We start from the raw sequence: 25033 nt of genomic DNA on the forward strand, positions 1-25033 counted from the left end.
ATGTGCTGACAAGGGCGCGAACATTCTGCTCGCGCCCTGCCGTTTCTCCTAGATGATACGCTCAGCCCAACTGATCGCGGAGCAACGACCGGACGGTGTTGTCAAAGCTGTCGCCGCCGGTTGATGCCGTGCTTTCTTGCTTGATGAAATCATCGCGCTTGCCGACCAGATCGGCCATTTCTGCCTCAAGCACTTTCCGTTCATCTTGCTTCTGGCGGACGAAGGCGTCGCGTTCTCCCGCAGCGATGCCGCGAAGTTCTGGCGACAGTTCCGCCTCGGGAACAGCATCCAGCGAGACCGAGCCGCTTTCGATATCGGCGACCAGATCGCTGCCGCCCGTCACCGCCTCACCACCGCCGCGCTTGGCGTAGAAGCTGGAATTGTCGGCGCGGACCGATGCAGGGGCGTCGGCCCGTTCGGCCACCTTTTCACGCACAGCCTCCTGTGCATGGGTGGTGCCATAGGGCACAATGGTATCGTCGATGCGCCGCTGCACATCGTTGATCTGCTGGTCATAAGGGGTCTGGATCTGCACGATCTGGCCACCGTCCTGCGGGATCGGGTGATACTGTCCCCCGCCCAGCCGGGCGATTTCCTGCCAGTATTCACGCGTCTCCGGGTCGTCTCCGGCCTGAATCGTATTCACGATGATGCCTTTTTCCCGCGCGGCCGAGATCACCTCGGCATAGCGGGGCGCGTTTTGGTAATCCATATGCGGCGGGGCATCGCCCACAAGGAAGATGATCCGGCGGACATTGTCGCCCTCGGTCCAATCCTGCCCCCGGACGGCGGCTTCCAGTGCCTCATTGACGGATTCCGGCGTGTCGCCGCCGCCGTCTGCAGTGAAGCGACGAAGTTCGGAATAAAGCCCCTGCACGTCGCGCGTCATATGGAACGGCTTGACCACATATTCATCACCCCGGTCGCGGTAGCCGATCAGCGCCATGCTAATATCGGCATCGGGGTTCACGTCGAGAATGGTATTGGTAATCGACCAGATTTTCTGCTTCGCACCCTCGATCAGGCCGGACATCGAGCCGGTCGTGTCAAGGACGAACGCCACCTGCACCTGCGGGCGGGCGGATTGGGTGCTTTGCTGTCGGTCCTGTTCGGCAATTGCGGAAAGGGGAAAAAGCAGGGTTGAGAAACTGACGGAAGCGGTAAGGGCGAAATTGCGCATGAGCCTGTCCTTCGTGTGAATGACCGGATGCTGCCACCAGCCCATGGCGCCGCAAAACGACAAGCGCGTGTAGCGCGCGTTTCTGGCGTGATTGTCATGCCGCGTGAACTGCCGTGTTCGGCGTGGTTGCCGTCAGCCCAACAGCCGCTTCATCAGCGGGCTGTCCGGGCGGGTCAGGCCGTCCAGAATGGTGAAGTGGTTGCAGCCCGGCTCGACCACGCAATCGGTCGCAGCACCCAACCCGGCCCAGACATCCGCCAATAGCCGCGCCTGCCGGATGAATTCGGGCCGTTCAGAGCCGCCGACCCAGGTGGTCACAGGCACGTCGGGGCGGGGGGGGAGCAGAGCAGGGCTTTCCCGCAACGCCTCTTCGGTGTCGATGCCCAGCGTCTCGTTCATCTTCGTTCGCATCATCGCCCGCAGATCGCTGATGGGCGAGATCGGAACGCAGGACGTGACCCGCCGGAAAACCTCATCCGGCAGCGTGCCATCGTCGCAGACCATCCGCGCTGCCAAATGACCGCCCGCCGAATGGCCGGTCAGCGCGATCGGGCCTTCGGTCAGTGTCGCGGCCTCGGTGATCGCAGCCGCGACCTCGGCGGTCATCGCGCTGATCCGGGCATGCGGAGCCAGTTCATAGCTTGGCATCGCCACCGCCCAGCCCTGCGCGAACGCCCCCGCAGCAAGGCCGGACCAGAGATCGGGGAACGGCTCTTTCCAGTAGCCGCCATGGATGAAGACAGCCAATCCGCGCGCCGGTGCATCGGGCAGATAGATCCGCCCCCGGCCCAGAGGCCGCGGATCATGGGCCGCGCGGAAGGCGTCAGAGGATGTCCGCAGCTTCTCCAGAATCGCCGCGGCATTCGCGATATGGGGACTGTTGGCATAGGCGTCGTCCCAATCGGTGACCTGATAGAGCATCGGCGTTTCTCCCTCTTCCGGCGCGATCATGGCACTGTTAACCTTTCGGTAACAGGAGGCACAATCATGACGGATTTCAACGCCACCCGCCGCGCGTTTCATTTGCCGGCGGGGATCACCTATCTGGACGGGAACTCGCTTGGTCCGATGCCGATCGGGGCTGAACAGCGCGTGGCGCAGATGATGGTCGGGGAATGGTCCGAGATGCTGATCACCGGCTGGAACCGGGCGGGCTGGTATCATCAGCCGCGCAAGGTCGGCGACCGGGTGGCGCGGTTGATCGGGGCAGGGCCGGGACAGGTGGTCATGGGCGATACCCTGTCGATCAAGGTGTTTCAGGCGGTCAGTGCAGCGCGGGTGATGCGGCCCGACCGGCGGGTGATCCTGTCCGACAGCGGCAATTTTCCATCCGATCTCTATGTGGCCCAAGGCCTTGCCCGCGCCGTCGGTGCCGAATTGCGCGTGGTCGCGCCGGAAGAGGTCGAGGCCAATATCACCGACGATCTGGCCGTCCTGATGATCACCGAGGTCGATTACCGCACCGGCCGCCGTCACGACATGAAGGCGCTGACCCGGAAAGCACATGAACATGGCGTGCTGACGGTCTGGGATCTGGCGCATTCGGCAGGGGCTGTCGATGTTGACCTGCTGGGCGCGGATGCCGATTTTGCGGTCGGCTGCACCTATAAATATCTGAATGGCGGACCCGGTTCGCCCGCCTTCATCTGGACCAATCCGCGCCTTGCCGATGAGGCCGAACCGATCCTGCAAGGCTGGATGGGGCATGCCGCGCCCTTCGCCTTTGATCTGGAATATCACCCCGCCAAGGGGATCGAGCGGATGCGTGTCGGCACGCCGCCGGTCATCGCGATGACCGGCCTTGATGCGGCGCTGGATGTCTGGGACGGGGTTGATATGGCGGATCTTCGCGCCCGCTCGATCGAGCTGACCGAGGCGTTCATTCATGGTGTCGAGGCGACCAGCCCCGATCTCATCCTGAACACGCCGCGCGATCCGGCGCAGCGCGGCTCGCAGGTCAGTTTCCGCCATCCGCAGGGCTATGCGATCATGCAGGCGCTGATTGCCGAAGGGGTGATCGGCGATTTCCGCGCACCCGATGTGCTGCGCTTTGGCTTTGCTCCGCTTTATAATGACCGGGACGATGTGTCGCAGGCTGTTGAAGTGTTAGGGGAAATCCTGCGAAAATCCTCATGGGACAGGCCGGAATTTCATCAGAAATCCGCGGTGACGTAGGGACACAGGGCTTTGCAATAGCGCAAACTTGATCCCAAATGTCATCCGATACGAGAGGGTCGGTGGCATGCCAGTTTTTCGAAGGACGACGGCGCGGAGCATTTTGACCGCGTTTATTGCTTTACCGCTCTTTGCAGCAGGTGCCTTGGCGCAGGACGGCCCGCTTCGCGTCGAGATCGTCGAGGCGCAGGAACAGCCGGTATTGGTGGACCTGAAGCTTTCCGGCACGATTGAGGCGCGCGACAGTATCGAGCTTGGCTTTCGCCAAAGCGGGCGCGTGATCGAGGTGATGGTCGACGAGGGCGATGAGGTTGCCGCCGGTGATCCTCTGGCCCGGCTGGATTCGGTGCAGCAGGATCAGGCGCTGCGGGTGGCGCAGGCGTCGCTGGATTCGGCCCGGGCGGCGCAGGCACAGGCCAAGCAGGCCAGCGACCGGGCCAAGGCTTTGCTGGCGCGCGGCGTCGGCACACGGGCGGCACGCGATGCCGCCGTGCAGGCCGAGTCCGAGGCGAATGGCGCGGTCGAGCGTGGCGAAAGCGCGCTGGATCAGGCGCGCCGCGCGGTCGAGGATACGGTGCTGCGCGCGCCGCAGTCGGCGGTGGTGACGGCCTGCGATCTTGCCCCCGGCCAGATCGTCGGCGCGGCGCAGCCAGCGGTGTCGCTGGCCTCGCTGGACGGGTTGGAGGCGGTCTTTGGCGCGCCCGATCACCCGCATCTGGACGCGGCGCTAGGGGCGAAGTTGCAGCTTCAGACGCTGGATATCGCCCGACCCGAGATGACCGGCACCATCATTGAAATCGCGCCGCTGGTCGATCCTCAGGACGGCACGGTGACCTTGCGCGTCGCCATCGACGATGTGCGCGCCGACACAGCGCTTCTGGGTGCAGCGGTGCGGGGGCAGGTCGAGATTGCGACCGATACCGGGATCGCTGTCCCGTGGACGGCGCTGATGCGCGACGGTGCGGCCTCTGCTGTCTGGAGCGTGGGCGATGAGGATCGGGTGGAATTGGTCCCGGTCACGATCAGCCATTTCCTGAACGGTCTGGTGTTCCTGTCGGAAGGCGTTCAGCCCGGCGAAAGGATCGTCGGGGCCGGTTCGCAACTGATGTATCCGGGCCGACAGGTCCAGAAGGCGGAGACCCTGCCATGATCACGCGCTTTCTGACCGTTGTTGGCCTTGGCGCGCTGCTGGCCGCACCCGCTTCGGCGCTGAGCCTGCCCGATTGGCTGGATTTTTCGGGCCATGCCGAGGAAACGGCGGGGCCGCCGCGTCCCATCGTTTCGGAGATCGTCGAGGGCCATGGCGAGGATGTGCGCTGGATTCCCGGCGTGGTCGAATCGCGGACGCAGGTGACGATGGCCTTCCAGACGCTGGGCCGCATGGTGCGGCGCGATGTCGAACTGGGCGACCGCGTCGAAAAGGACGAGGTGCTGGCCGAGCTTGCCGGTGAGGACATGGCGGCATCGACCCGCGCCGCGCGGGCGGCGTTGGACGCCGCAGAGGTGCAGCGCGACACCGCGCGCACAACGCTAGAACGGACGCAGGCTCTGGCTGACCGCAATGTCGCCAGCAGCGCCCAGTTGGAAGAGGCGCAGCGTGCCGCCGCCGCCGCTGATGCTGCCGCTGAACAGGCGCGCTCGGAATTGGTTCAGGCCGAGGATGCGGAAGGCTTTGCCCGCATGGTCGCGCCCTTCGCCGGTGTGGTCAGCGCCGTCTATGAAGCGCCGGGCGCGGTGGTCAGCGCCGGTGCGCCGATCCTGCAACTGTCAGCCGACGACCGGCGCGAGGCAGTGATCGACCTTCCCGATTCTGCGCTGACCGGCCTGCCGTCTGACGCCGCTTTCACCGTCTGGCAACGAACCGCGCCGACGGTCGAGATTGCAGCCGTGCTGGACCGCATCGATCCGATTGCCGATCCCGCGACCCGCACCCGCCGCCTTTACCTGACGCTGCCCGCCGATGCGCCTTTCCGGCTTGGTGCGCTGATCCGCGCCCGGCCGGGAACCGAGGGCGCGCCGGTCCTGTCGCTTCCCGCAACGGCGGTCATCGACCGCGACGGCAGCCCGCATGTCTGGCGGGTGACACGGCAGGACGATCAGGCGTCGGTCAATGCGGTCGCGATAGAACATACACCGGAATTTCAGGGGCGCGTGTTGATCCAGTCCGGGGTCGAGCCGGGGGATGAGATTGTCATCCGCGGCATTCACTCGCTTGAAGAAGGTCAGGCCGTGGGCCGGAGGATTGATCCATGAAACGCTTCAATCTGTCCGACTGGGCACTGCATCACCGCAGCTTCGTCTGGTTCCTGCTGATCATCTCGCTGCTTGCCGGATCGCTCAGCTATGCCCGGTTGGGCCGCGAGGAAGACCCCAACTTCACCATCAAGGTCATGGTGATCGGCGCGGCCATGCCCGGTGCCAGCATCGATGACACGCTGAAACAGGTCACCACGCGGATTGAGACCAAGCTGGAAGAGCTTGACGAGCTTTACTTCACCCGCTCGGTCACGATGCCGGGGCAATCGGTCGTCTATGTCGAGCTTTTGCCGACTACGCCGGGATCGGAAGTGCCGCAGGTGTGGAAGCGTGTCCGCGAGATGATGTCCGACATCAGGCCGGATTTCCCGCAGGAGTTTCTGGGCTTTCAGTTCAATGACGATTTCGGCGACGTTTACGGCAATATTTACGCCTTCACCGCCGATGGCTTCAGCCCCCGCGAATTGCGCGATCAGGTCGAGACCATTCGCAAACGGGTGAGCGCGCTGGACGCCGCTGGCAAGACCGAATTGCTGGGCGAGCAGAAAGAGCAGATTTTCCTTGAATTCTCGCCCGCACGGCTGGCCGCGCTTGGGCTGAACCAGCAGCAGGTGATGCAGTCGCTGGCACAGCAGAATGCCATCGCGCCCTCGGGTGTGATCGAGGCGGGGCCGGAACGGGTGCTGGTCCGCGTCGGCGGTCAGTTCGACGACGCCTCGGCGATTGCTGCGGTGAACCTGCGCGTGGGCGAACGGTTCTTCAACGTGACCGATGTGGCGACCGTCACACGCGGCTATGAAGACCCGCCGCAAAGTCTGTTCCGCTATAATGGCGAGCCTGCTATTGGTTTGCAGATCGGCATGCGCGATGGCGAGAATATCCTTGAATTCGGGAAAGAGCTTGATGCGCTGATGGCCGAGATTGCGGCCGATCTGCCCATCGGGATCGAGATGGCGAAGTTTGCCGATCAGCCGCATGTGGTCGAAGAGGCCGTGGGCCATTTCATCACCGCGCTGATCGAGGCGGTGGTGATCGTTCTGGCGGTCAGCTTTGTCAGCCTTGGTTTCCGTGCCGGTTTCGTGGTCACGCTGACCATACCGCTGGTGCTGGCGATCACCTTCGTCATCATGGAGCTGTATGGGATCACGCTGCAGCGGATCTCGCTCGGCGCGCTGATCATCGCGCTTGGGCTTTTGGTCGATGACGCGATGATCGCCATCGAGACGATGATCTCACGGCTGGAACTGGGCGAGTCGCTGGGCAAGGCGGCCAGTTATGCGTGGACCTCGATTGCCTTTCCGATGCTGTCGGGAACGCTGGTGACGGTGGCGGGCTTCATCCCTATCGGGCTGAACAATTCGGCTGCGGGCGAATTCACCTTCTCGCTTTTCGTGGTGATCGCGGTGTCGCTGACGGTGTCGTGGTTCGTCGCCGTCCTGTTCGCGCCGCTTCTGGGCGTGGCCTTCCTCAAGGAAAATCTGGGGCATCACGAGCCAAAGCCCGGATGGCTGCGTCGCCAGTTTCATCGGCTGCTGCTGATGGCGATGCGTTTCCGCTGGACGACCGTGGTGCTGACCTTCTTGGTCTTCATGGTCTCGCTTTACGGGATGCGGTTCGTAGAGCAGCAGTTCTTCCCATCATCGGACCGGACCGAAGTTCTGGTCGATATCAACGAGCGTCAGAATGCCTCGATTGCCAAGACGCGGGCGGATATGGACAAGCTGGAAGCCGCGCTGAAGGGCGATGACGATGTGCTGTTCTGGACCTCTTATGTCGGGCAGGGCGCGCCGCGTTTCGTGCTGTCGCTCGACGTGCCGACGGCTGGGCCGCAGATGGGACAGTTGGTGATCCAGACGCCCGATCTGGCCGCACGCGACCGGGTCAAGGCGAAGCTGCGCGATCTGGCCGAGAACGACTTCGCCGGGGTCGATATCACCATCAAGAACCTTGAAATCGGGCCGCCGGTCGGCAAGCCGGTGCAGTATCGCGTCAGCGCCCCGAATGTGGACGAGGCACGCGATGCCGCGCGCGGTCTGGCGACGGTTCTGTCCGAAGAAAGCCGCCTGCGCGAGATCACGCTGGACTGGAACGAGCCTGCCCGCGTCGTGCGGCTGGAGGTCGATCAGGATCAGGCCCGGCAGCTTGGCGTGACCTCGCAGGACATCGCCGATGCCTTGTCGGCGGTCTATTCCGGCACCACGGTCACGCAGTTGCGCGACGACATCTTCCTTGTCGATGTGATCGCGCGGGGCGAGGCTGCGGACCGGCAATCGCTGGATTCGATCCGCAACTTGCAACTTGCAGTGCCCGATGGCCGCCGCATTCCGCTGACCTCACTGGTGGCGCTGGAATACGGGACCGAGCAGCCGATGATCCTGCAACGCGACGGCCTGCCTACCGTCTCGGTCAAGGCGGGCATCGGCACGGCAGATCAACCCGCCACACTGGTCAACGCACTGGCCGACCGGGTCGAGGCCTATCGCCAGACGCTGCCGTCATCGGTCACCATCGAAATCGGCGGGACGGTCGAATCCTCGGCGGAAAGTCAGGAGCCGATTGCCCAGGTCGTGCCGGTGATGCTGCTGATCATGGCGGTTCTGGTGATGATGCAGATGCAAAGCTTCCGACTGTCGCTGATCGTCTTCGCAGCGGCTCCGCTGGGCCTTATCGGGGTGGTCGCGGTGCTGGTGCCATTTGGTGTGCCGATGGGCTTCGTGGCGATCCTAGGGATTCTGGCGCTGATCGGGATTCTGATCCGCAACTCGATCATCCTTGTCCACGAGATACAGGAACTGCTGCACAAGGGCCGGTCGCAATGGCAGGCTGTCTATGAGGCATCTGACAGCCGGGCGCGTCCGATCCTGCTGACGGCGGCGGCGGCATCGCTGGCGCTGATCCCGATCTCGCGGCAGGTCTTCTGGGGACCGATGGCCTTCTCGATGATGGGCGGCATCATCGCCGGGACGGTGATCACGCTACTGTTCGTCCCGGCGCTTTATTGCGTGGTCATGGGGGTGAAACCACCGACCGACGATGATGAAGCGGAGACGGTGGCAGAGCCTGCATAACGACAAGGGCCGGGAGATGATCCCGGCCCTTTCCTTGATCAGTTGCGCCCGAAACGCCGGATCACCTCCGCCAGCGGCAGATGACCTTTACAGGCGCCATTGCCGGGTTGGTTTTCGCCATTCTCAAGCGCGGTGGCATAGATCACCGCCGGGTCCGCTTCGATCCGGGCGCGCAGGGCGGCAAGTTTTGGCCAGTGGGCTTGCGGCGCCACCTGATGAAAGTCCAGCCAACGCGCGATGCCGATCAGCAAGCCGTCGGCCAGCGTCGGATGATCTACGATCAGAAAGCTGTCGCCCTCTATCATCTCTTCCAGCCGGTCGTGGCGTTCGATCACCGCATCCCGACCCCATTCCCGCAAAGCCGATTGCAGCGCGGGATTGGGCGGCTCCATCTCCATCGCGGCCCAGAGCGGGCTGAACGCGCCGGTAAAGCCGGTGTTGATGAAGGCCATCATCTGATGCATCCGGTCCGCTTCTCGGCTGAGCGGGTCAAAGCTGATGCGCCGTTCGGTATCGCGCGCTTCGAACCATGCGGCGATGGCCATCGTCTCGGTCAGCACCTCGCCTTGATCGGTGATCAGCGCCGGGGTTTCGACGCGCGGATTGATGCGCTTGTAGGCAGGCTCGCGCATCTCGCCCATCATATCGACGCGGCAGAGGCGATAGGGTTGCCCCAGCCATTCCAGAGCCGCGACAAGCCCCATCGAGCTTCCCGCCGGGAAGCCATAGATCAGAACAGGTTCCATGTTTCAGTTCCTCGTGATTTGATAAGGATCACGCTGCGCAGCATGACGGGAACCTAAGCACCCTCAATGCAAAGTAAATTACGCACCTTTTCGTAACCACGAGGACGCCATGAAAACGCTGATCTCCCGTTGCCCGATCGAAGAGGTGATGCAGGTTCTCAGCGGTCGCTGGCCGACCCTGCTCATCTATTACCTGCAGGAAGGCACCAAGCGCTTCAGCGACCTGCGCCGCGACAACCCGACGATTTCGCACAAGATGCTGACGGTCGAGTTGCGGAAACTGGAAGAGGCGGGGATTGTTCAGCGCACTGAATTTGGCGGCTATCCGCTGCGGGTGGAATACGATCTGACGCCAGCCGGTCAGCAACTGGTGCCGCTGATCGATGCGCTTGGCGATTGGTGGGAAGCGAATAGCCCGGTCGAGCAGGAAGAGCCGCTGGTCGAGCGGGCTGGTTCGGACCGGCATTCAGCTTTTTGAGGCGGTTGCGATCCGAAGAAGAGGGCAGGGCACCGCCCGGCGTCGCCTGAAGGCGACTTGATTCCGGGCGTGTGCTCTACCGTCTTAAATTGCCGCCTATGATCAGGCGAAAGTGGCGCTGCCGCTGCATTCGACGATGACGCCGCCGCAGCTTGTCTTGGAGCCCATATAGGCCACCGGGCGGCCATCCATCAGCGCCCCCGGCCTGCCTTCAACGATCACGCCGCCGCAGGCGCATTTATCGCCGACGCGGGCCACGGCGCGGCCCTGAACGGTGGCGCTGCCGCCCTCGATAATGACGTTCGGGCCGTGCTGCGGGCACAGATGCTTGTCACCGACGCGCGCGACGATCATCAGGCTTCCTCATCGAACTTGGCGCATTCCTCGCAGAGCGGCAGCCCTTCGCGCGCGGCCATTTGCAGCGTCGGCACCTGCGCCCCGCCCGAGCCGCCCATGATCACGTTGCCCTTCAGCCAGATCGTCGGCGCCTCCAGCGTGATGCCGCTGGCGTCGATGGTGATCTTGCCGCCGGGGCCTTTGATCTGCATCTTCTCATAGGCCATCAGCGTGTGGCGTTTGGTGTTGTTGGTGATCGAATCGCCTACGTCCAGCGTGTAGCGCCCGAACACCTCGCCCTCGAAATTGCGGCCTGCCTCGTACAGATGGTCGGCATAGATCGACTGTTTGTGGATATTGCCGACCCGGTGGATGTGGTCCTTGCCATAGTTTTCCTGCTGGCTTTGACCGACATCGTAGAACATGTCGTTGCCGATATTCTCGCGGTGATCGTGGCCGACGCTGATCGTCTTGTCATTGCCGATCGATTCCGACTGATCGTTGCCCACCGTCTTGCTGCGGTCATGGCCGATCGAGTGGCTTTCATCGTTTTCAATGATCGTGTTGTGGTCTTTCTGCGCATGCATGAAGACCTCTTCGCGGCCCTTCTCATCCTCGAAGCGGAATTCGTTATAGCCGCTGCCCTGATGAGTGTCGGATTTGAAGGTGCTGACCGTCTTGTTGGCGGGCAGCGCATAGGGCACCTGATTGCGACCGTTATAGACGCAGCCGGTGACCAGAGGCTTGTCGGGGTCGCCTTCCAGAAACTCGACCACGACCTCCATGCCGATACGCGGGATCACCATGCCACCCCAGCCATTGCCGGCCCAGTTCTGGCTGACCCGGCAACGCATCGAAAACGCATCCTCCAGATCCCAATGGAAGCGGACCAGAATGCGGCCATATTCGTCGCAGTCGATCTCGCCGTCGCCGACCACGGCCGCGGTCTGCGGACCCTGGACGGCAGGCACAAAGGTCTTGCGCGGGGGCACCATCGGCGCGGTATCCGGGGTCAGCGTGTAGCTGCCGGTGAAGCTATAGCCATCGCTGGTCTCATCCCCCGAGCCATAGGCTTCGCTGACGAAGTGATAGACGGCTGACAGGCACAGATACCGTTCGCCCGAGCCGGGGACCGGATCGCCCGACAATTCGACGATCTTGCCCGCGCCCAGCGACAGCGTGTCGCCGATGGCGCGATTGCGGCGGTCAGAGCCGCGTTCCTGATGGGCACGAAGCCCGGCAACGATCTTGCCGACCGATTGCGCCGGGTAATCGCCAGGATAATCGAAACTTTCGATCTGGCCCTGCGCATAGGCGGCATCACCGATGCGATCCGCCTCCATCGCCTGATCGGGCTTTTTGAAGTTGTAATCAGTCAGCCGGATTGCGCCGGTGGTCAGGTTCCGCTCGGGCGCCCATTCCCAGAAATGCTCGCCCTCGGGCTGATGGTGGCCGTCATAGCGTTTATAGGGCCGCGCGCCGATGGTCTCATGCGCCAGCACGTCATCGGTCAGGACCAGCGTGTGGCTGCCCCGCGTATGTTTGAAGTGGAAGCTGATCCCGTGCCGCTCCATCTGGCGGCGGGCGAAATCGAGGTCGGATTCGCGGTATTGCACCGTGTATTCCAACACTGGATAGTCGTTGTTCAGCTTGATCTCCAGCGCCGGATCGCCAAGCTGGGCATAGTCCGACAGCAATTCCTGAATGATCTGCACCACGGTCTTGTTGTGAAAGATCCGCTGGTTGCGGCGACGGCCAGCAAGCCAGAACCACGGACGCAAGGTCAGATCATAGCGGTGGCCATTCTCGCCCACGCCTGCCCAGCGGGCCTGCGTGACGATGCCGTCGAAGGGCCGGGAAGCCTCTCGCCCCTCGATCTCGACGGTGGCATGGGTGCCGATCAGGGCGTCGAAATCGACATCCTCACGGGTGGCCAAGGCTTCGACACGGAATTCGAAAAGGTCATTCAGGTGGTCGGTGCCGTCAAAGCGCAGAAGGACCAATTCGTCCTGACCAAGTACGGTCGTCAACCGACCCAAACGTTGCAATTGCTTGAAAGGCGCGTTCATTCGCGTCCGTCTCCGGTAATGGTCTTCAGTCAATATCCGGCGACCATCGCATTTTTGTCAGCGAGGCGCAAAGGATAACTGCCCTCATGCCGCTGGCAAACCAGCCAATTCCCGGAGTTTCGTTAACCCTGTTTCGAAGGGTTTGAGGATGACGCAGGGTTAATTTCTTCGGCAAAACGCTGTGCCAGCACTGCGCAGACCAAGAGTTGCAGCAGGTGGAACAGCATGATCGGCAGCACGATCGCACCCACCTGCGAGGGCGGAAACAATGCTGTCGCAATCGGCAATCCGGTCGCAAGGCTTTTGGTCGAGCCACAGAACAACAGCGTGATCCCGTCGGGTCGGGGCAGGCGGAATTGCTTCCATGCAAGTCTCATCAGCCCCATGACGATGGCCAGATACAGCGCGATCACCAGCCCCAGCAGGATGAAGCGGGGCACCGGGATCGCCGACCAGATGCCCGCGACCGTGCCCGCGCTGAAGGCGGAATAGACGATCAGCAGGATCGAGCCGCGGTCAACGATCATCGTCAGCAGCTTGTGGCGCTGGATGAAGCTGCCGATCCAGCGGCGCAGCATCTGGCCCACCGCGAAAGGCAGCAGGATCTGGGTGGCGATCTTGATCACCGCGTCGCCGCTGACACCGCCGCTTTGATGCAGGATCAGCGCCATCAGCGCGGGCGTCAGCACCACGCCGATCAGGTTCGACACTGTGGCCGAACAGATCGCCGCAGGCACATTGCCGCCCGCCATGCCGGTAAAGGCAATCGACGACTGAATGGTCGAAGGCAGCACCGCCAGAAACAACAGGCCCAGCGTCAGCTCCGGTCCCAGCCATCGGCCCAGCAACCCGGCAAAGGCCAGCCCGATCAGCGGGAACATCACATAAGTCGCCAGAAAGGACAGCGATTGCAGGCGCAGGTTCATGATGCCCGCGCGGATCGAGGCCAGATCCAGCTTGGCCCCGTAGATAAAGAACAGCAGCGCCACCGCCCAGAAGGTGACGTGGCCCAGCACCTCGGCCCCCACGCCCCGCGCCGGGATCAGCGCGCCCAGCGTCACCACCGCCATCAGCAGCAGCATGTAAAGATCGATGCCAAAGCGTTTCAGGAACTTCATCTGCGTCTCATCTTCAATGCGCCTCAGAGGCCCAGTGCCATCCCGTCCTTGCGGCTGTCCGAGCCACCTTCCAGCAATCCATCTTCGCGGATGCGGATCGCCTGACCGCCGCCCATAGGGCTTTTCAGCACATTCACCCGATGCCCCCGGGCTTCCAGCGCGTCTCGCACCTCTTGCGGTATGGTCGGCTCGATGTCCAGCCTGCCGCCGGTGGCAAAGCTGCGCGGCGCGTCGATGGCCGATTGAACGTCCATGCCAAGGTCGATCAGGTTCGACAGAAATGCCGCATGGCCGGTCGCCTGATACTGGCCGCCCATGACGCCGAAGGGCATGACAGTGCGCCCGTTTTGGGTGACCATGCCGGGGATGATCGTGTGCATCGGACGTTTTCGCGGCCCGATGGCGTTCGGATGGCCGGGGATCAGGCGGAACGAGGCACCGCGGCTTTGAAAAAGCACCCCTGTCGCCGGGTCCATCAGACCCGAGCCGAAGGGTTGAAAGATCGAGCCGATGAACGAGACGGCGTTCCCTTGGGCATCCACGACGCAGAGATAGATCGTATCCTTATGCTCCGGCTCGTCCCACAGCACCGGCGGCTGGGCGCGGTTCATGTCGATCCGGTCGCGCAGGCGCAGGATGGCTTCGTTGGACAGCAGCGTCCTGACCACATCGCCCGAATGATCTGGATCGCCCACCAGCGCGTCGCGGTGGTGATAGGCCAGCTTCGTCGCCTCGGCGAGGATATGGGTGCGGTCCACCTCGGGCAGGGTTGCCATGTCGAAACCCTCGATGATCTTCAGGATCATCAGGGCGGCGATACCTTGGCCGTTCGGCGGGCATTCTTGGATGGTAAAGCCGCGATAATCGGCGCTGATCGGGTCATGCCACGTCGCGCCGTCGCGGCCGTCGGCGAAATCCTCAACGCTGTGCAGGCCACCTTTCGAGCGCAGGAAGTTCACCATGCTTTCCGCGGTCGCACCCTCATAGAACGCAGCGGCGCCATGTTCTGCGATGTCTCGCAGAAGCTTGGCCAGCAGCGGCTGGCTCAGATGGTCGCCGGGGGCGGGCGGCTGGCCCAACGGCATCAGGATCGAGCGGGCATCCGCGCCCAGCACCTGCACCGATCCCGCCCAGTCCTTCGCGACACGAGGCGTCACCCGGAAGCCGTTCTCAGCATATTCTACCGCACGCTGGAACAGCCGTGACAGCGGCAGACTGCCGTGATCCTGATGCAACCGGCACCATGCCGAGATCGCACCGGGGATGGTCACGGCATGCGGGTTTTCATGCGGGATCGTGTCGGTCAGCCCTGCCTGTTGCAACGCCTCGATGGTCGCTGCGGCGGGCGCGCGTCCCGAGCCGTTCAGCGCCTTCATCTTGCCGCCTGCCGGGGCATAGAGGGCAAAGCAATCGCCGCCGATCCCGTTCATCAGCGGATCGACCACCGCCTGAACCGCCGCCGCCGCGAGCGCGGCATCGACCGCATTGCCACCTGCGGCAAGAATTTCAAGACCCGCCGCCGAGGGCAGGGGATGCGAGGTGGCGATCATCGCCCGGCCCGTCAATGTCGGGCGCCTGCGGGCCGAGAAGAAATCGAACATCATCGCCTCCTGTCTTGCAGCAGCGATGAAGGGCGGGATTGCGGGGAAGTGCAAGCCTAGGGCGAAAGGATAATGACTACGGGACCTGCACCTTGAAGATGAAGAACCCGCCCGGATTCAAGTCGCCTTCAGGCGACGCCGGGCAGTGCCCGACCGCCCACCGGGCGGGCACTTCGGTGATGTTCCGCTCAACAGCTATGTCCGACGGGGTTGCACGATAAAGTGCCAAGAACAACTGTATCTGTGCCCTTCCGCGGTCGGGCACGGCCCTATGCTCTGTGCGGAAGGCCGGGTTTCCAAGGTCTTTTACTGCCCGCGCGCCGCGCCTATGGTCAGCCTATCCGCAACCGAGAGCCTGCCTTGCCGTCCACATTGCCCTTCATCTGCGAGAAGCGCCCGGCCAGCGGAGCCTTGGGCGTGGTGGTGACGAACGCGCCGCTTGGCTCGGCTGCGGGGACAGAGATGCTGGCGGCGGGTGGGAATGCCATCGACGCGGCGGTAGCGGCGATGCTGACGCTGACGGTGGTTGAGCCGATGATGGTCGGTATTGCGGGGGGCGGGATCAGCCATATCCGTCTGGCCGATGGGCGGCATGTGGTGATCGATGCGCTGTCGGTGACTGGGCGAAATGCGCGGCCCGATATGTTCCAGCCGGTCTCGGATCAGCCGCCGGATTATATGGAAGTCGCGGGGCGGAGAAACACCATCGGCCCCTCGGCTGTGGCGGTTCCGGGCAATCTGCGCGGCTGGGCAATGATGCAGCGGCGTTATGGCAAGCTGCCCTTTGCCGATGTGGTCGAGCCCGCCATTCGTGCTGCCTCTCGTGGGTTTCTGGTCAGCCATTACCTGAACGGCGCGCTGCATGAGTGTCAGTCGGACCTGCTGCGCGACCCCGAAATCTCGCGGCTTCTGCTGCCAGAGGGTCAGCCGGTCGCGGTCGGGTCTCGGCTGGTCATGGGCGACTATGCCGAAAGCCTGCGGCTGATCCAGCGCGAAGGCGATGCGGCACTGCATGGCGGGGCGCTTGGCGCGGCTTTGGTGCAGCGGCTGGCGACGGGAGGGCCGGATGCGGGGAGTGTGACGCTGGACGATCTGGCCGATTACCGCGCGGTCGAGCGTGAGGCGATCTTTGGCGATTATCGCGGCTATACGATTGCCGGTCCGCCGCCGCCTGCCTCGTCCGGGGTGCATGTGGTGCAGATGCTGAACATGCTGGAGAGTTTCGACATCGGCGCGATGGGCTTCGGTTCGGCCCAGAGCCTGCACCTGCTGGCACAGGTGATCCGGCAGGGGTTCGAAGATCGCCGCGCCGCGTCGGGCGATCCCGATTTCGTCGATGTTCCGGTCGAGAGGTTCACCTCGAAAGCCTATGCGCGGGACTGTCTGGCGAGGCTGGGAATGGCCGGGCCGATCAAGCCGAACATTCACGAAAGCCGCGATACCACGCATCTGACGGTTGCCGACCGGGATGGCAACATCGTCAGTTCTACCCATACGATCAATGGCTTGTTCGGTGCCTGCTTCATGGTGCCGGGGACCGGGATCATTCCGAACAATTATATGCTGAACTACGATCCGCATCCGGGGCTGGCTTTGTCGATCCAGCCGGGCAAGCGGGTGCCGACCTCGATGGCGCCGATGATCGTGCTGAAGGACGGACGGCCCGCCTTTGCGCTTGGGCTGCCGGGTGGAGTGCGGATTTTCCCCTCGGCGATGCAGGCGATCGTCAATCTGATTGATCATGGGATGGACCTGCAACAGGCGGTCGAGGCACCGCGAGTTTGGACAGACGGGCAGCATGTCGAGCTTGAACCGGCTTATGCGCCGATGGCCGATGCGCTTCGCGCGCTTGGGCATGAGGTGCGGTTGGTCAAGACCATCGGTGGCGGGATGAACGCGATCTCTTTCGAGGCGGATGGGATGATGACCGGCGCGGCCTGCTGGCGGGCGGACGGGACGGTATTGGCGCAGGGCGGCGGGCTGGCACGGCCGGGCGTGCGGTTCACGATATGAGGGGCGATATGGTGCGACTGGTGATGCTTGACCCGATGGGGCCAGAGCGGCTGGAGCGGATAAAGCCATATCTGCCAGAGGGTTGGGACATCGCCACGGCGGTATCGCGCGCGCCCGAAGATCAGGTGGCGTCCTTGCAGGGCGCGACCTTTGCGATCACCGGCGATGTGCCGGTGACGGCGGCGATGTTCGCGGTTCCGGGGCTGAAGGCGGTGCATAAATGGGGCGTGGGCTATGACGGCTTCGATCTTGATGCGGCGCGGGCGGCGGGCGTCAGAGTCATGCGGACGACCGGCGCGAATGCGGTGACGGTGGCCGAGACGACACTGGGCCTGATCCTTGCCGTCAATCGCAATATCGTGCGGGGGCATATGGGGATCGCGCAGGGCAAATGGCTGAAGGGCGAGGTCGGGCCAAGCTGTGCGACGCTGAGCGGCAGGACCGTGGGTATCATCGGCATGGGTCATATCGGGCAAGCGCTGGCGCGGCTGTTGCAGGGATTCGGATGCAGGGTTCTGTATTTCAAAAGAAATCCATTATCGGCAGAGGACGAGGCTGCGCTGAACGCACGCTATTCGCCCTTGGATGATCTGCTGGCGCAGGCCGACGTCGTGACGCTGAATTGCGAGTTGAACGACAGCACGCGCAACCTGATCGGGCGGCGGGAACTGGCGCTGATGAAGCCGGATGCGGTGTTGGTGAATGCCGCGCGAGGCGGGGTTCTGGTCGAGGCTGATCTGGCCGAGGCGATCCGGGAGGGGCGGCTGCGCGGGGCCGGGATCGATGTGTTTTCGGTTGAGCCGGTCGAGACGGATAATCCGCTGCTCGGCCTGCCGCAGGTGGTTCTGACGCCGCATGTAGGGGCGTTGTCGGCCGAAGGTTTTGCAACGGGGCTGAGGCGGATGATTGCGAACCTGCAGGCGGTCGCGCGGGGAGATGAGCCGGAGCCGGGGGACGTTCTGGTGTGATGCGATCTGCGCAGACGCCGCGCAACGGGGCGGGCGTTGCAGTCGGTATTTTCGCAACGGAGAAATGAGCCGGGTGAATGTTTCCAGCAAATGCTGGGGATTTTGCTGCACAGGGTGTGCACCGCGCATGCACAGGATGTGCACAAGCTGTACACCGCTTGCGAACGGTCGGTGTTGCGTCGGGCACCCGTAGGACCGTCGATAAAGCTTCTGCAGTCGCCTTAACTTTCGCAGACCTGCCCGCACCGTTGTCATAAGCGCCGGTCCTTTGCAGCTACATCGCTCGTCTCCGACCTCCCCTTGATAAACGTAATGTTATTACGTAATGCAGCTTCGAACTCGACCGGAGCCCGTCATGATCAGACATTCCCTAGCCTCGAAGCGTGCCGTAATTGCCCTGCTGCTGTCGGGCGTTGCCACCCTCACACATGCCCAAGAGGCCGATGCGCCGGTCCTTCTTGATACTATCGTCATCACTGCGACCCAGGGGGAACGCAGCCAGCGTGACGCTCCGGCGACCATCTCGGTCGTCGATGGGGCGGCGCTTCGCCAAAAGCCGATCAATGATCTTAGCGATGCTTTGGCCGGAACGCCGGGTGTGACGCTGGACGGTGTCGGCATGGGGAATCGCGGCATCAGCCTGCGCGGAATGAATTCGGATCATACGCTGGTTCTGGTCGATGGCGCGCGGATCAGCACCTCATCCTCGGCGGTGGCGCATTCGGATTATGAGCACGGTTGGGTCCCCTCGGCGGCGATTGATCGGGTCGAGGTTGTGCGCGGGCCGATGTCCTCGCTCTATGGGTCCGAGGCGCTTGGCGGGGTGGTCAACGTTATCACCCGCCGTCCGGGCGATGTCTGGGCAGGTGCAGTCAGCGCCAATGTCACCGCGCCTCGCGATGGCGGCGATCAGCGCGCGGCCAGCATCTATGCTGATGGGCCGTTGGTGCCGGGAACGCTAGGGTTAAGCCTTTGGGCCGAGCAGCGTCGTCGTGATGCGATGCGCTCGGAACGCGAACCGGGGCGGACGGAGCTGGGTCAGCAGGATGCCACGACTGCCGGGCTTGGCCTTGTCTGGACGCCTGATGATCGGCAAACGGTGGATCTGAGCCTTGGCTATGGCCGTGAAAAGCGGTGGCACGACGTGGTCTCCGGCCCGTCCAGCTATCGTTCGGAAGACGACATTCGACGCAATCGGGTCTCGCTCAGCCATGAAGGCGATTGGGACTGGGCCGAGACGCGGCTGCGGCTGACGCGCACCGATATCGAACGGACCAACCAGCGCAGCGACGGGATGCCGGCGGGCGGGCCGAACCGGCTGATCGACACGATGCTGGACGGGCAGATCGTGACGACGCCGTTGGACGGCCATCGCCTGACCCTTGGGGCAGAAGTTCGCGACGAGCGGCTGAAGGATCCGACTGTCAACGCCGCAGGTCGTGAGGACGCAACCCATTACGCGGTGTTCCTGCAAGACGAAATCGCGCTTGGTGATCGGCTAGAACTGGTCTTCGGCACCCGCTTTGACCGGCACGAGGTTTTTGGTTGGGAAACCAGCCCGCGCGCCTACCTGGTCTGGCATGCCAGCGATGCGCTGACCGTCAAGGGCGGCATCGGCAAGGGCTTCCGCGCGCCGACCCTGAAAGAGCTTTCGCCGGAATATCGGGCAACAGCCGGGGGCGGGCGGTTCACGGTGATCGGCAACCCCGATCTGGAACCCGAAACCAGCGTCAGCGCCGAGCTTGGCGTGGATTACGCGGGAACCGGCTGGAACGCGAATGCGACCGTCTTTCAGAACGATGTCGATAACCTGATTCAATCCGGCTGCGTGGTGAACTGCACCAACGGGCTGCCGCAGACATGGACCTATAGCAATGTCGATGAGGTGCGGATTCGCGGCTTGGAACTGGGCGGCGATATCGAATTGCGCCCGGATCTGATCCTGCGCGCAAGCTATGGCTATCTTGACGCCATTGATCGCGGCACGGGGGAACAACTGACCGGGCGTCCGCGCCATTCGGGGACGGTCGATCTGGAATGGCAGCCGGTTGACCGCTTCTCGGCGACGCTGAGCCTGCGGCATGTCGGCACGCAGAAAAGCACCACGGGCACCGGCACCGCGCCGTCCTATACGATGGTGTCGGCCTATGGCGATTATGCGGTCAGCGAGGCGGCCTCGCTGCAATTCGGGATCGAGAACCTCACCGATGAGCGGCTGGCACTGGAGGATGAGGCTTACAAATTCGCCGATCCCGGCAGACGCATCTTTGCCGGTCTGACCGCGCGTTTCTGACGGAGCCTTTCTGATGCTGCGAACCCTGCTGGCGGCGCTTGCGCTGATCCTGTCTGCTCAGGCCGGTTCTGCCGATCCGGTCTTGCGCATTCTTGCGCCGGATTTCGTCATACCGGGCAAGTTTCAGGCGCTGAAGGAACTGGCCGCGACCGAAGGCGTCACGCTGCAATCGGTGATCGTCGGGCCGGGGCAGGGCGATGCCGCATGGTTCAAAGATGCCGATCTGGTGCTGATCGACGCGCCGCGTCTGAATGACCGCACCGCATTGGACGCGGGTTTGGCCGATCTCAAGGATGGCGGCACGCCTTGGGTCACCGTGGGCGGAGGCGCGCCGGAATGGCAGGGCCTGCCGCCCTCGGATGCGGCAAGGCTGGCCGGATATTACGCGGCGGGTGGGGCCGAGAACTATCGCAATTTCTTCCGCTATCTGTCCGCATGGTCGCAGGATGCCGACCGGAGCGCTTTCCCCGATCCGATCCAGATCCCCGAAACCGCAATCCATCACCCCGACGCGCCGGGCCTGTTCACCGATGTCGCCGCCTATCTGGACTGGCAGCAGGGGCGCGGGACCGGCGACAAGGGCGTGGTCGGTATCATCACCCATTCCGGCACGGTCACCGATCTGACCTCTGGTCCCATCGATGGCCTGATCCGGGGGATCGAGGCGGCAGGTCTGATCCCGGTGGCGTTCTGGTCGCCACCCGAGGCTCGTCCGGGTTTGCTTGCTGAAGCCGGGGCCGAGGCGGTGGTGATCCGCACCCATCTGCGCGACGGCCCGGCATTGGCGCAGCAGTTTTTGCAGATCGACCTGCCTGTCATTCAGACGCTGGCCTATCGCGAAGGCACACCTGACGATTTCCGCGCCGCGCAAAGCGGTGTCTCGCAGGGTTCGGCGGCGGTGTTTCTGGCCGGGGCCGAGGTCTGGGGAGCCAGTGATCCGATCGTGCTGACCGCTATCGAAGGCGGGCAGGAAGTGCTGATCCCCGAGCAGTTGGATGCTCTGACCGGAAAACTGGCCCGGATCGCCGCGCTGCACCGCACCCCTGCCGCCGACAAGCGGCTGGCGATGATGTTCTGGAATTATCCTCCTGGTGAGCGGAACTTTTCGGCCTCGAACCTGAATATCCCGCGCAGCATCGAGGTGATCACCAAGGCGCTTGCCGATGCTGGCTACCGCGTCGATCCGCTGGACGAGGCAGGTGCGATCGAGAACCTTCAGGCGCTGTTGTCGATGGTCTGGCGCACCGTACCGCCCGAGGAGCTACTGGAACGCGGGCTTGCGGACAGCTTGCCCGTTTCGGCCTATCGTGAATGGCTGGACAGCCTGCCCGAAATCCGCAGGGCCGAACTTGCCAGCGCGGGCGATCCCCTGCGGCATTGGGCGGTCAGGCAGGTTGACGGCGAGGCGGCGTTTGTCATCCCGCGGCTGCAACTGGGTAATCTGGCGATCCTGCCGCAGATGCCGCGCACCGGACAGGGCGGGCATTCGCATTACCACGATACCGCGATGCCGCCGGATCATCTGTATATGGCGGCCTATCTGTGGCTCAGGCAGGAATTCGGCGCGGATGCGCTGATCCATCTGGGCACGCATGGATCGCAGGAATGGCTGAAGGGCAAGGATCGCGGGCTTTGGGCGGCGGATTATCCGTTCCTCGCGCTTGGCGATATCCCGGTATTTTACCCCTATCTTCAGGACAATATCAGCGAGGCGATTCAGGCCCGTCGCCGTGGCCGCGCGGTGATCGTCAGCCACCAGACCCCGCCCTTCGCGCCCGCTGGCCTGCAAGAGGATCTGCGCGATCTTCACGACGCGATCCACGAATATGTTCAACTTGCCCCCGGCCCGGTCCGTGACGAAAGTGCCAACAGGTTGCAGGAGATGGCGGCAGAGACCGGCATCGCGGCGGATATGGACTGGGACGATGCCCGGATCGCGGCCGATTTCCCCGCCTTCATGTCGGCGTTGCACGATCATCTGCATCACCTTGCCGAAAGCGCGGTGCCCTTGGGCTTGCATACCTTTGGGGAGGCCGCCGATCCCGAACACCGGCTGGTCACCATCCTGCAACAGCTTGGAGAGCCCTATCGCGAAAGCTTCACCCATGACCACGGCAGCCACGATCACGACCACAGCCCCGAGCCGCTGACACTCGACCCTGCCTTGTTGGCCCAAAGCGAACCCGTGGCCCAGCTTCGCCGTTGGCTGCGTGACGGTGAAGCGGCCACCGATCCCGACATGGCCGCCCTGCGCGCCCGCGCCATCGAGCTTGACCGAGCCGCCGCCGCGCCCGAGGAAATCCCCTCGCTTCTGGCCGGGCTGGCCGGGCGATATGTCCCGCCCGGCTCGGGCGGTGATCCGATCCGCAATCCTGACCTGCGCTCGGGCCGCAATCTTTACGCCTTCGAGGCGAACCGCATTCCGTCGGAAAGCGCCTATGCCGCGGGCGAACGCGGATTGCAGCAATTGCTGGATGCCTATGCGGCGGATCATGACGGCGCGATTCCGGACCGGCTGGCCTTCAGCCTTTGGGCCAGCGAGGCGATCAATCATCTTGGCGTGACCGAGGCGCAGATCCTGCATGCGCTTGGTCTGCGTCCGATCCGCGATCCGGCGGGGCGGCTGACCGAGCTGCAAATCATCCCCGCCGCGGAATTAGGGCGGCCAAGGATCGACGTGGTGATCTCGGTCACCAGCGTCTATCGCGACCAATTTGACAGCTTCATGCGGCTGCTGGCAGAGGCGACCGACCGGCTGGCCGAACTGGACGAGCCGGGAAATACCGTGTCGCTGAACAGCCGACGCATCGCGGCGGAACTTGCGCGTGAAGGGGTAGAGGCCGATCAGGCCGCCCGACTGGCCCGGCATCGTATCTTCAGCAATGCGCCGGAAAGCTATGGTTCGGGGATCAGCCATGTCACGCTGGATTCCGCGAGTTGGGAGGATGAAGCAGTCCCGGCCCGCACCTTCCTTGAGGGCACGCGCTTTGCCTACGGCGCCGATGACTGGGGCGTGGCACCCGAGGGCGTCAACCTCTTTGCCCAGCAATTGCGGGGCAGCGATGCGGCGATCATGTCGCGCAGTTCGAACCTGCATGGCGTCTTGAACAGCGATCACCCGTTCGAATTTCTGGGCGGGCTTGGGCTGGCGATCCGGCATCTGGATGGTGCGACACCCGACCTCTACATCTCGGATCTGCGCCGCGGCGAGCCGCGCACCGCCTCGCTTTCCAGCTTCCTCTCGGATGAGTTGCGGCTGCGCTATCTTAGCCCGCAATGGCTGTCGGCGATGCAGGAAGAGGGGTATTCCGGCACACTTGCGGTGCTGGACGGCACCAACAACCTCTTCGGCTGGCAGGTGGTCGCGCCCGAAAGCGTTCGTGCCGATCAGTGGCAGGCGATGTTTGAAACCTATGTCGAGGACCGGCTGGACCTTGGCGTCAATGAGTGGTTCGAGCAGCACAACCCGACCGCACAGGCGCAACTGATCGCCCGCATGTCCGAGGCGATCCGCAAGGGTTATTGGGACGCACCCGCCGAAACCCGTGCGCGCATGGCCGAACGCTGGCAGGAACTGGTGGCGATGGATGAGGTCAGCGTCCACGAGGCCACCGTCATTCAGGACTTTCTGAAGCAGATGGGGCAGGGCTATGGCACCGACGCTGGTGCTGCCGTGCCCGCCGCTGTCGCGCCCTCTGCTTCCGCGCCCGCTGCGCAGGATGCGGCCCCTTCGCAACCGGCGGCACAGCAGGTGCAAGGCAAGGTGCTGGCGCCCGTCCCGCCGCCACCTGCTGACGCCCCGATCACAATTCAGCTTCTGCTGGGCGCCTCGGCGATTCTGGCGCTGATCGTCCTTGGCGCCTTCCTTCAAATCCGGGCCAACCGCGCCCGCCCCATCGGAGTCCCCGCATGACCGCGCTGGAAACCAACCTGTTCGAGATTTCCCGCCTGTTTCAGGTGCCCGTCCTGATCTTGATCCTTGCCGCGCTGGCCTATGCCTTTGTCAGCCTTGGCATGTTCTTGACCGAATATGTGCAGCGCCGCGCGGGTCGTTATCGTCCGGTGCTGGTGCTGTCCGGTGCTGGCGCCTCTGGCGATGATCTGGAGCTTGAGATCCTGCGCCGCACCGAATGGTTGCGGATCGTGTCGCGCGCCGCGCCGATGCTGGGGCTGGTGGCGACGATGATCCCGATGGGCCCGGCGCTTCTGGCGCTTGGGAAAAACGATTCCGCTGCGGTGGCGGAAAATCTGGTCGTCGCGTTCTCGGCGGTGATCCTTGCGCTGATCGCGGCCTCGATCACCTTTCTGGTGCTGACCATTCGTCGCCGCTGGCTGCTTGTGGAACTACGCGCGGCGGAACGCGGGCAGGGGGTTGCCTGATGCGGTTTCTGGACCAAGAGGATGACGATCCGATCCTGTCGGTCGTCAACCTGATCGACCTGTTTCTGGTGGTGATCGGCATCCTGATGATCGTGATCCTGCAAAACCCGCTGAACCCCTTCGCCTCGGACAGCGTGACCGTGGTCGAAAATCCCGGCACCGACCAGATGCGGGTCACCATCAAAGAAGGCGAAGTGCTGCAAAGCTACGAAGCCAATGACACCATAGGCGAGGGGCAGGGCGTCCGTGCGGGCGTGACCTATCGGCTGGATGACGGGCGGATGATCTACGTGCCCGAGGCAGAATAGAGGTCACATCGCTGCTGCCGTCCGCCCGAGCAGGGGCGGGATTT

Annotated in this window: 18 protein-coding genes; 11 read left to right on the forward strand and 7 right to left on the reverse strand. The window is 63.6% G+C overall.

The window, feature by feature from the left end:
- Window positions 1-61: 61 nt before the first annotated feature.
- Window positions 62-1180 (reverse strand): vWA domain-containing protein, encoded by a 1119-nt coding sequence (locus tag JJJ17_RS03675; protein WP_200683862.1) that lies wholly within the window; start codon window positions 1178-1180, stop codon window positions 62-64.
- A 132-nt stretch (window positions 1181-1312) separates the two neighbouring features.
- Window positions 1313-2131, reverse strand: coding sequence for an alpha/beta hydrolase (locus JJJ17_RS03680; RefSeq protein ID WP_234463853.1), 819 nt, complete (start codon window positions 2129-2131; stop codon window positions 1313-1315).
- A 36-nt stretch (window positions 2132-2167) separates the two neighbouring features.
- Here JJJ17_RS03680 and kynU point away from each other — a divergent pair, with 36 nt between their 5' ends.
- The 4 genes from kynU to JJJ17_RS03700 all read left to right on the forward strand — a co-directional run bounded on the left by kynU (window position 2168) and on the right by JJJ17_RS03700 (window position 8679).
- A complete protein-coding gene (gene kynU / locus JJJ17_RS03685) occupies window positions 2168-3355 on the forward strand; it encodes a kynureninase (RefSeq protein ID WP_200683864.1) in 1188 nt (395 codons plus the stop codon).
- A 103-nt stretch (window positions 3356-3458) separates the two neighbouring features.
- The gene (locus JJJ17_RS03690) at window positions 3459-4505 is read left to right on the forward strand and encodes an efflux RND transporter periplasmic adaptor subunit (RefSeq protein WP_234463854.1); all 1047 of its coding nucleotides are present in this window, start codon (window positions 3459-3461) and stop codon (window positions 4503-4505) included.
- Entirely contained in the window at window positions 4502-5608 is a 1107-nt protein-coding gene (locus tag JJJ17_RS03695) for an efflux RND transporter periplasmic adaptor subunit (protein ID WP_200683868.1), read from the forward strand. The genes JJJ17_RS03690 and JJJ17_RS03695 overlap by 4 nt, the downstream gene beginning before the upstream one ends.
- Window positions 5605-8679, forward strand: a complete 3075-nt coding sequence (locus JJJ17_RS03700; RefSeq protein ID WP_200683870.1) for an efflux RND transporter permease subunit — start codon at window positions 5605-5607, stop codon at window positions 8677-8679. Before JJJ17_RS03695 ends, JJJ17_RS03700 begins: the two co-directional genes overlap by 4 nt.
- A 38-nt stretch (window positions 8680-8717) precedes the next feature.
- On the opposite strand, the gene JJJ17_RS03705 is transcribed toward JJJ17_RS03700, so the two are convergent.
- Entirely contained in the window at window positions 8718-9425 is a 708-nt protein-coding gene (locus JJJ17_RS03705; RefSeq protein WP_200683872.1) for a glutathione S-transferase family protein, read from the reverse strand.
- Window positions 9426-9534: 109 nt separating this feature from the next.
- Between JJJ17_RS03705 and JJJ17_RS03710 the strand changes: the two genes are divergently transcribed.
- Window positions 9535-9903 carry a winged helix-turn-helix transcriptional regulator gene (locus JJJ17_RS03710; RefSeq protein WP_200683874.1) on the forward strand — a complete coding sequence of 123 codons (369 nt, stop codon included), beginning with the start codon at window positions 9535-9537 and terminating at the stop codon, window positions 9901-9903.
- Window positions 9904-10005: 102 nt separating this feature from the next.
- On the opposite strand, the gene JJJ17_RS03715 is transcribed toward JJJ17_RS03710, so the two are convergent.
- From JJJ17_RS03715 to ggt (JJJ17_RS03730), 4 genes are all read right to left on the reverse strand, one after another.
- Window positions 10006-10257: a PAAR domain-containing protein gene (locus tag JJJ17_RS03715; protein ID WP_200683876.1), complete on the reverse strand. Its 252-nt coding sequence runs from the start codon at window positions 10255-10257 to the stop codon at window positions 10006-10008.
- Window positions 10257-12308: a type VI secretion system Vgr family protein gene (locus JJJ17_RS03720; protein ID WP_200683878.1), complete on the reverse strand. Its 2052-nt coding sequence runs from the start codon at window positions 12306-12308 to the stop codon at window positions 10257-10259. The genes JJJ17_RS03715 and JJJ17_RS03720 overlap by 1 nt, the downstream gene beginning before the upstream one ends.
- 122 nt (window positions 12309-12430) lie before the next feature.
- Window positions 12431-13426: a bile acid:sodium symporter family protein gene (locus JJJ17_RS03725; protein WP_200683880.1), complete on the reverse strand. Its 996-nt coding sequence runs from the start codon at window positions 13424-13426 to the stop codon at window positions 12431-12433.
- 23 nt (window positions 13427-13449) lie between these two features.
- Window positions 13450-15027, reverse strand: a complete 1578-nt coding sequence (ggt, locus tag JJJ17_RS03730) for a gamma-glutamyltransferase (protein ID WP_200683882.1) — start codon at window positions 15025-15027, stop codon at window positions 13450-13452.
- Between the two features lie 360 nt (window positions 15028-15387).
- Here ggt (JJJ17_RS03730) and ggt (JJJ17_RS03735) point away from each other — a divergent pair, with 360 nt between their 5' ends.
- The 6 genes from ggt (JJJ17_RS03735) to JJJ17_RS03760 all read left to right on the forward strand — a co-directional run bounded on the left by ggt (JJJ17_RS03735) (window position 15388) and on the right by JJJ17_RS03760 (window position 24989).
- Window positions 15388-17040 (forward strand): gamma-glutamyltransferase, encoded by a 1653-nt coding sequence (gene ggt, locus JJJ17_RS03735; protein ID WP_200683884.1) that lies wholly within the window; start codon window positions 15388-15390, stop codon window positions 17038-17040.
- Window positions 17037-18008: a 2-hydroxyacid dehydrogenase gene (locus JJJ17_RS03740; RefSeq protein WP_200683886.1), complete on the forward strand. Its 972-nt coding sequence runs from the start codon at window positions 17037-17039 to the stop codon at window positions 18006-18008. The genes ggt (JJJ17_RS03735) and JJJ17_RS03740 overlap by 4 nt, the downstream gene beginning before the upstream one ends.
- A gap of 355 nt (window positions 18009-18363) precedes the next feature.
- On the forward strand, window positions 18364-20301 hold the full coding sequence (locus JJJ17_RS03745) for a TonB-dependent receptor domain-containing protein (RefSeq protein ID WP_200683888.1): 1938 nt from the start codon (window positions 18364-18366) through the stop codon (window positions 20299-20301).
- Window positions 20302-20314: 13 nt separating this feature from the next.
- Window positions 20315-24214: a cobaltochelatase subunit CobN gene (cobN, locus tag JJJ17_RS03750; protein ID WP_200683890.1), complete on the forward strand. Its 3900-nt coding sequence runs from the start codon at window positions 20315-20317 to the stop codon at window positions 24212-24214.
- A complete protein-coding gene (locus JJJ17_RS03755; RefSeq protein ID WP_200683891.1) occupies window positions 24211-24681 on the forward strand; it encodes a MotA/TolQ/ExbB proton channel family protein in 471 nt (156 codons plus the stop codon). The genes cobN and JJJ17_RS03755 overlap by 4 nt, the downstream gene beginning before the upstream one ends.
- Entirely contained in the window at window positions 24681-24989 is a 309-nt protein-coding gene (locus JJJ17_RS03760) for a DUF2149 domain-containing protein (RefSeq protein ID WP_200683892.1), read from the forward strand. Before JJJ17_RS03755 ends, JJJ17_RS03760 begins: the two co-directional genes overlap by 1 nt.
- The last annotated feature ends 44 nt before the right edge of the window (window positions 24990-25033 follow it).

It is taken from the genome of Paracoccus caeni, from assembly GCF_016629665.1.
GTDB lineage: Bacteria > Pseudomonadota > Alphaproteobacteria > Rhodobacterales > Rhodobacteraceae > Paracoccus > Paracoccus caeni.

Coding starts and splice junctions, on each gene's coding strand:
- JJJ17_RS03675 (WP_200683862.1), bottom strand. CDS start 1,180: ATGCGCAATTTCGCCCTTACCGCTTCCGTCAGTTTCTCAACCCTGCTT.
- JJJ17_RS03680 (WP_234463853.1), bottom strand. CDS start 2,131: ATGATCGCGCCGGAAGAGGGAGAAACGCCGATGCTCTATCAGGTCACC.
- kynU (WP_200683864.1), top strand. CDS start 2,168: ATGACGGATTTCAACGCCACCCGCCGCGCGTTTCATTTGCCGGCGGGG.
- JJJ17_RS03695 (WP_200683868.1), top strand. CDS start 4,502: ATGATCACGCGCTTTCTGACCGTTGTTGGCCTTGGCGCGCTGCTGGCC.
- JJJ17_RS03700 (WP_200683870.1), top strand. CDS start 5,605: ATGAAACGCTTCAATCTGTCCGACTGGGCACTGCATCACCGCAGCTTC.
- JJJ17_RS03705 (WP_200683872.1), bottom strand. CDS start 9,425: ATGGAACCTGTTCTGATCTATGGCTTCCCGGCGGGAAGCTCGATGGGG.
- JJJ17_RS03710 (WP_200683874.1), top strand. CDS start 9,535: ATGAAAACGCTGATCTCCCGTTGCCCGATCGAAGAGGTGATGCAGGTT.
- JJJ17_RS03715 (WP_200683876.1), bottom strand. CDS start 10,257: ATGATCGTCGCGCGCGTCGGTGACAAGCATCTGTGCCCGCAGCACGGC.
- JJJ17_RS03720 (WP_200683878.1), bottom strand. CDS start 12,308: ATGAACGCGCCTTTCAAGCAATTGCAACGTTTGGGTCGGTTGACGACC.
- JJJ17_RS03725 (WP_200683880.1), bottom strand. CDS start 13,426: ATGAAGTTCCTGAAACGCTTTGGCATCGATCTTTACATGCTGCTGCTG.
- ggt (WP_200683882.1), bottom strand. CDS start 15,027: ATGTTCGATTTCTTCTCGGCCCGCAGGCGCCCGACATTGACGGGCCGG.
- JJJ17_RS03740 (WP_200683886.1), top strand. CDS start 17,037: ATGAGGGGCGATATGGTGCGACTGGTGATGCTTGACCCGATGGGGCCA.
- JJJ17_RS03745 (WP_200683888.1), top strand. CDS start 18,364: ATGATCAGACATTCCCTAGCCTCGAAGCGTGCCGTAATTGCCCTGCTG.
- cobN (WP_200683890.1), top strand. CDS start 20,315: ATGCTGCGAACCCTGCTGGCGGCGCTTGCGCTGATCCTGTCTGCTCAG.
- JJJ17_RS03755 (WP_200683891.1), top strand. CDS start 24,211: ATGACCGCGCTGGAAACCAACCTGTTCGAGATTTCCCGCCTGTTTCAG.
- JJJ17_RS03760 (WP_200683892.1), top strand. CDS start 24,681: ATGCGGTTTCTGGACCAAGAGGATGACGATCCGATCCTGTCGGTCGTC.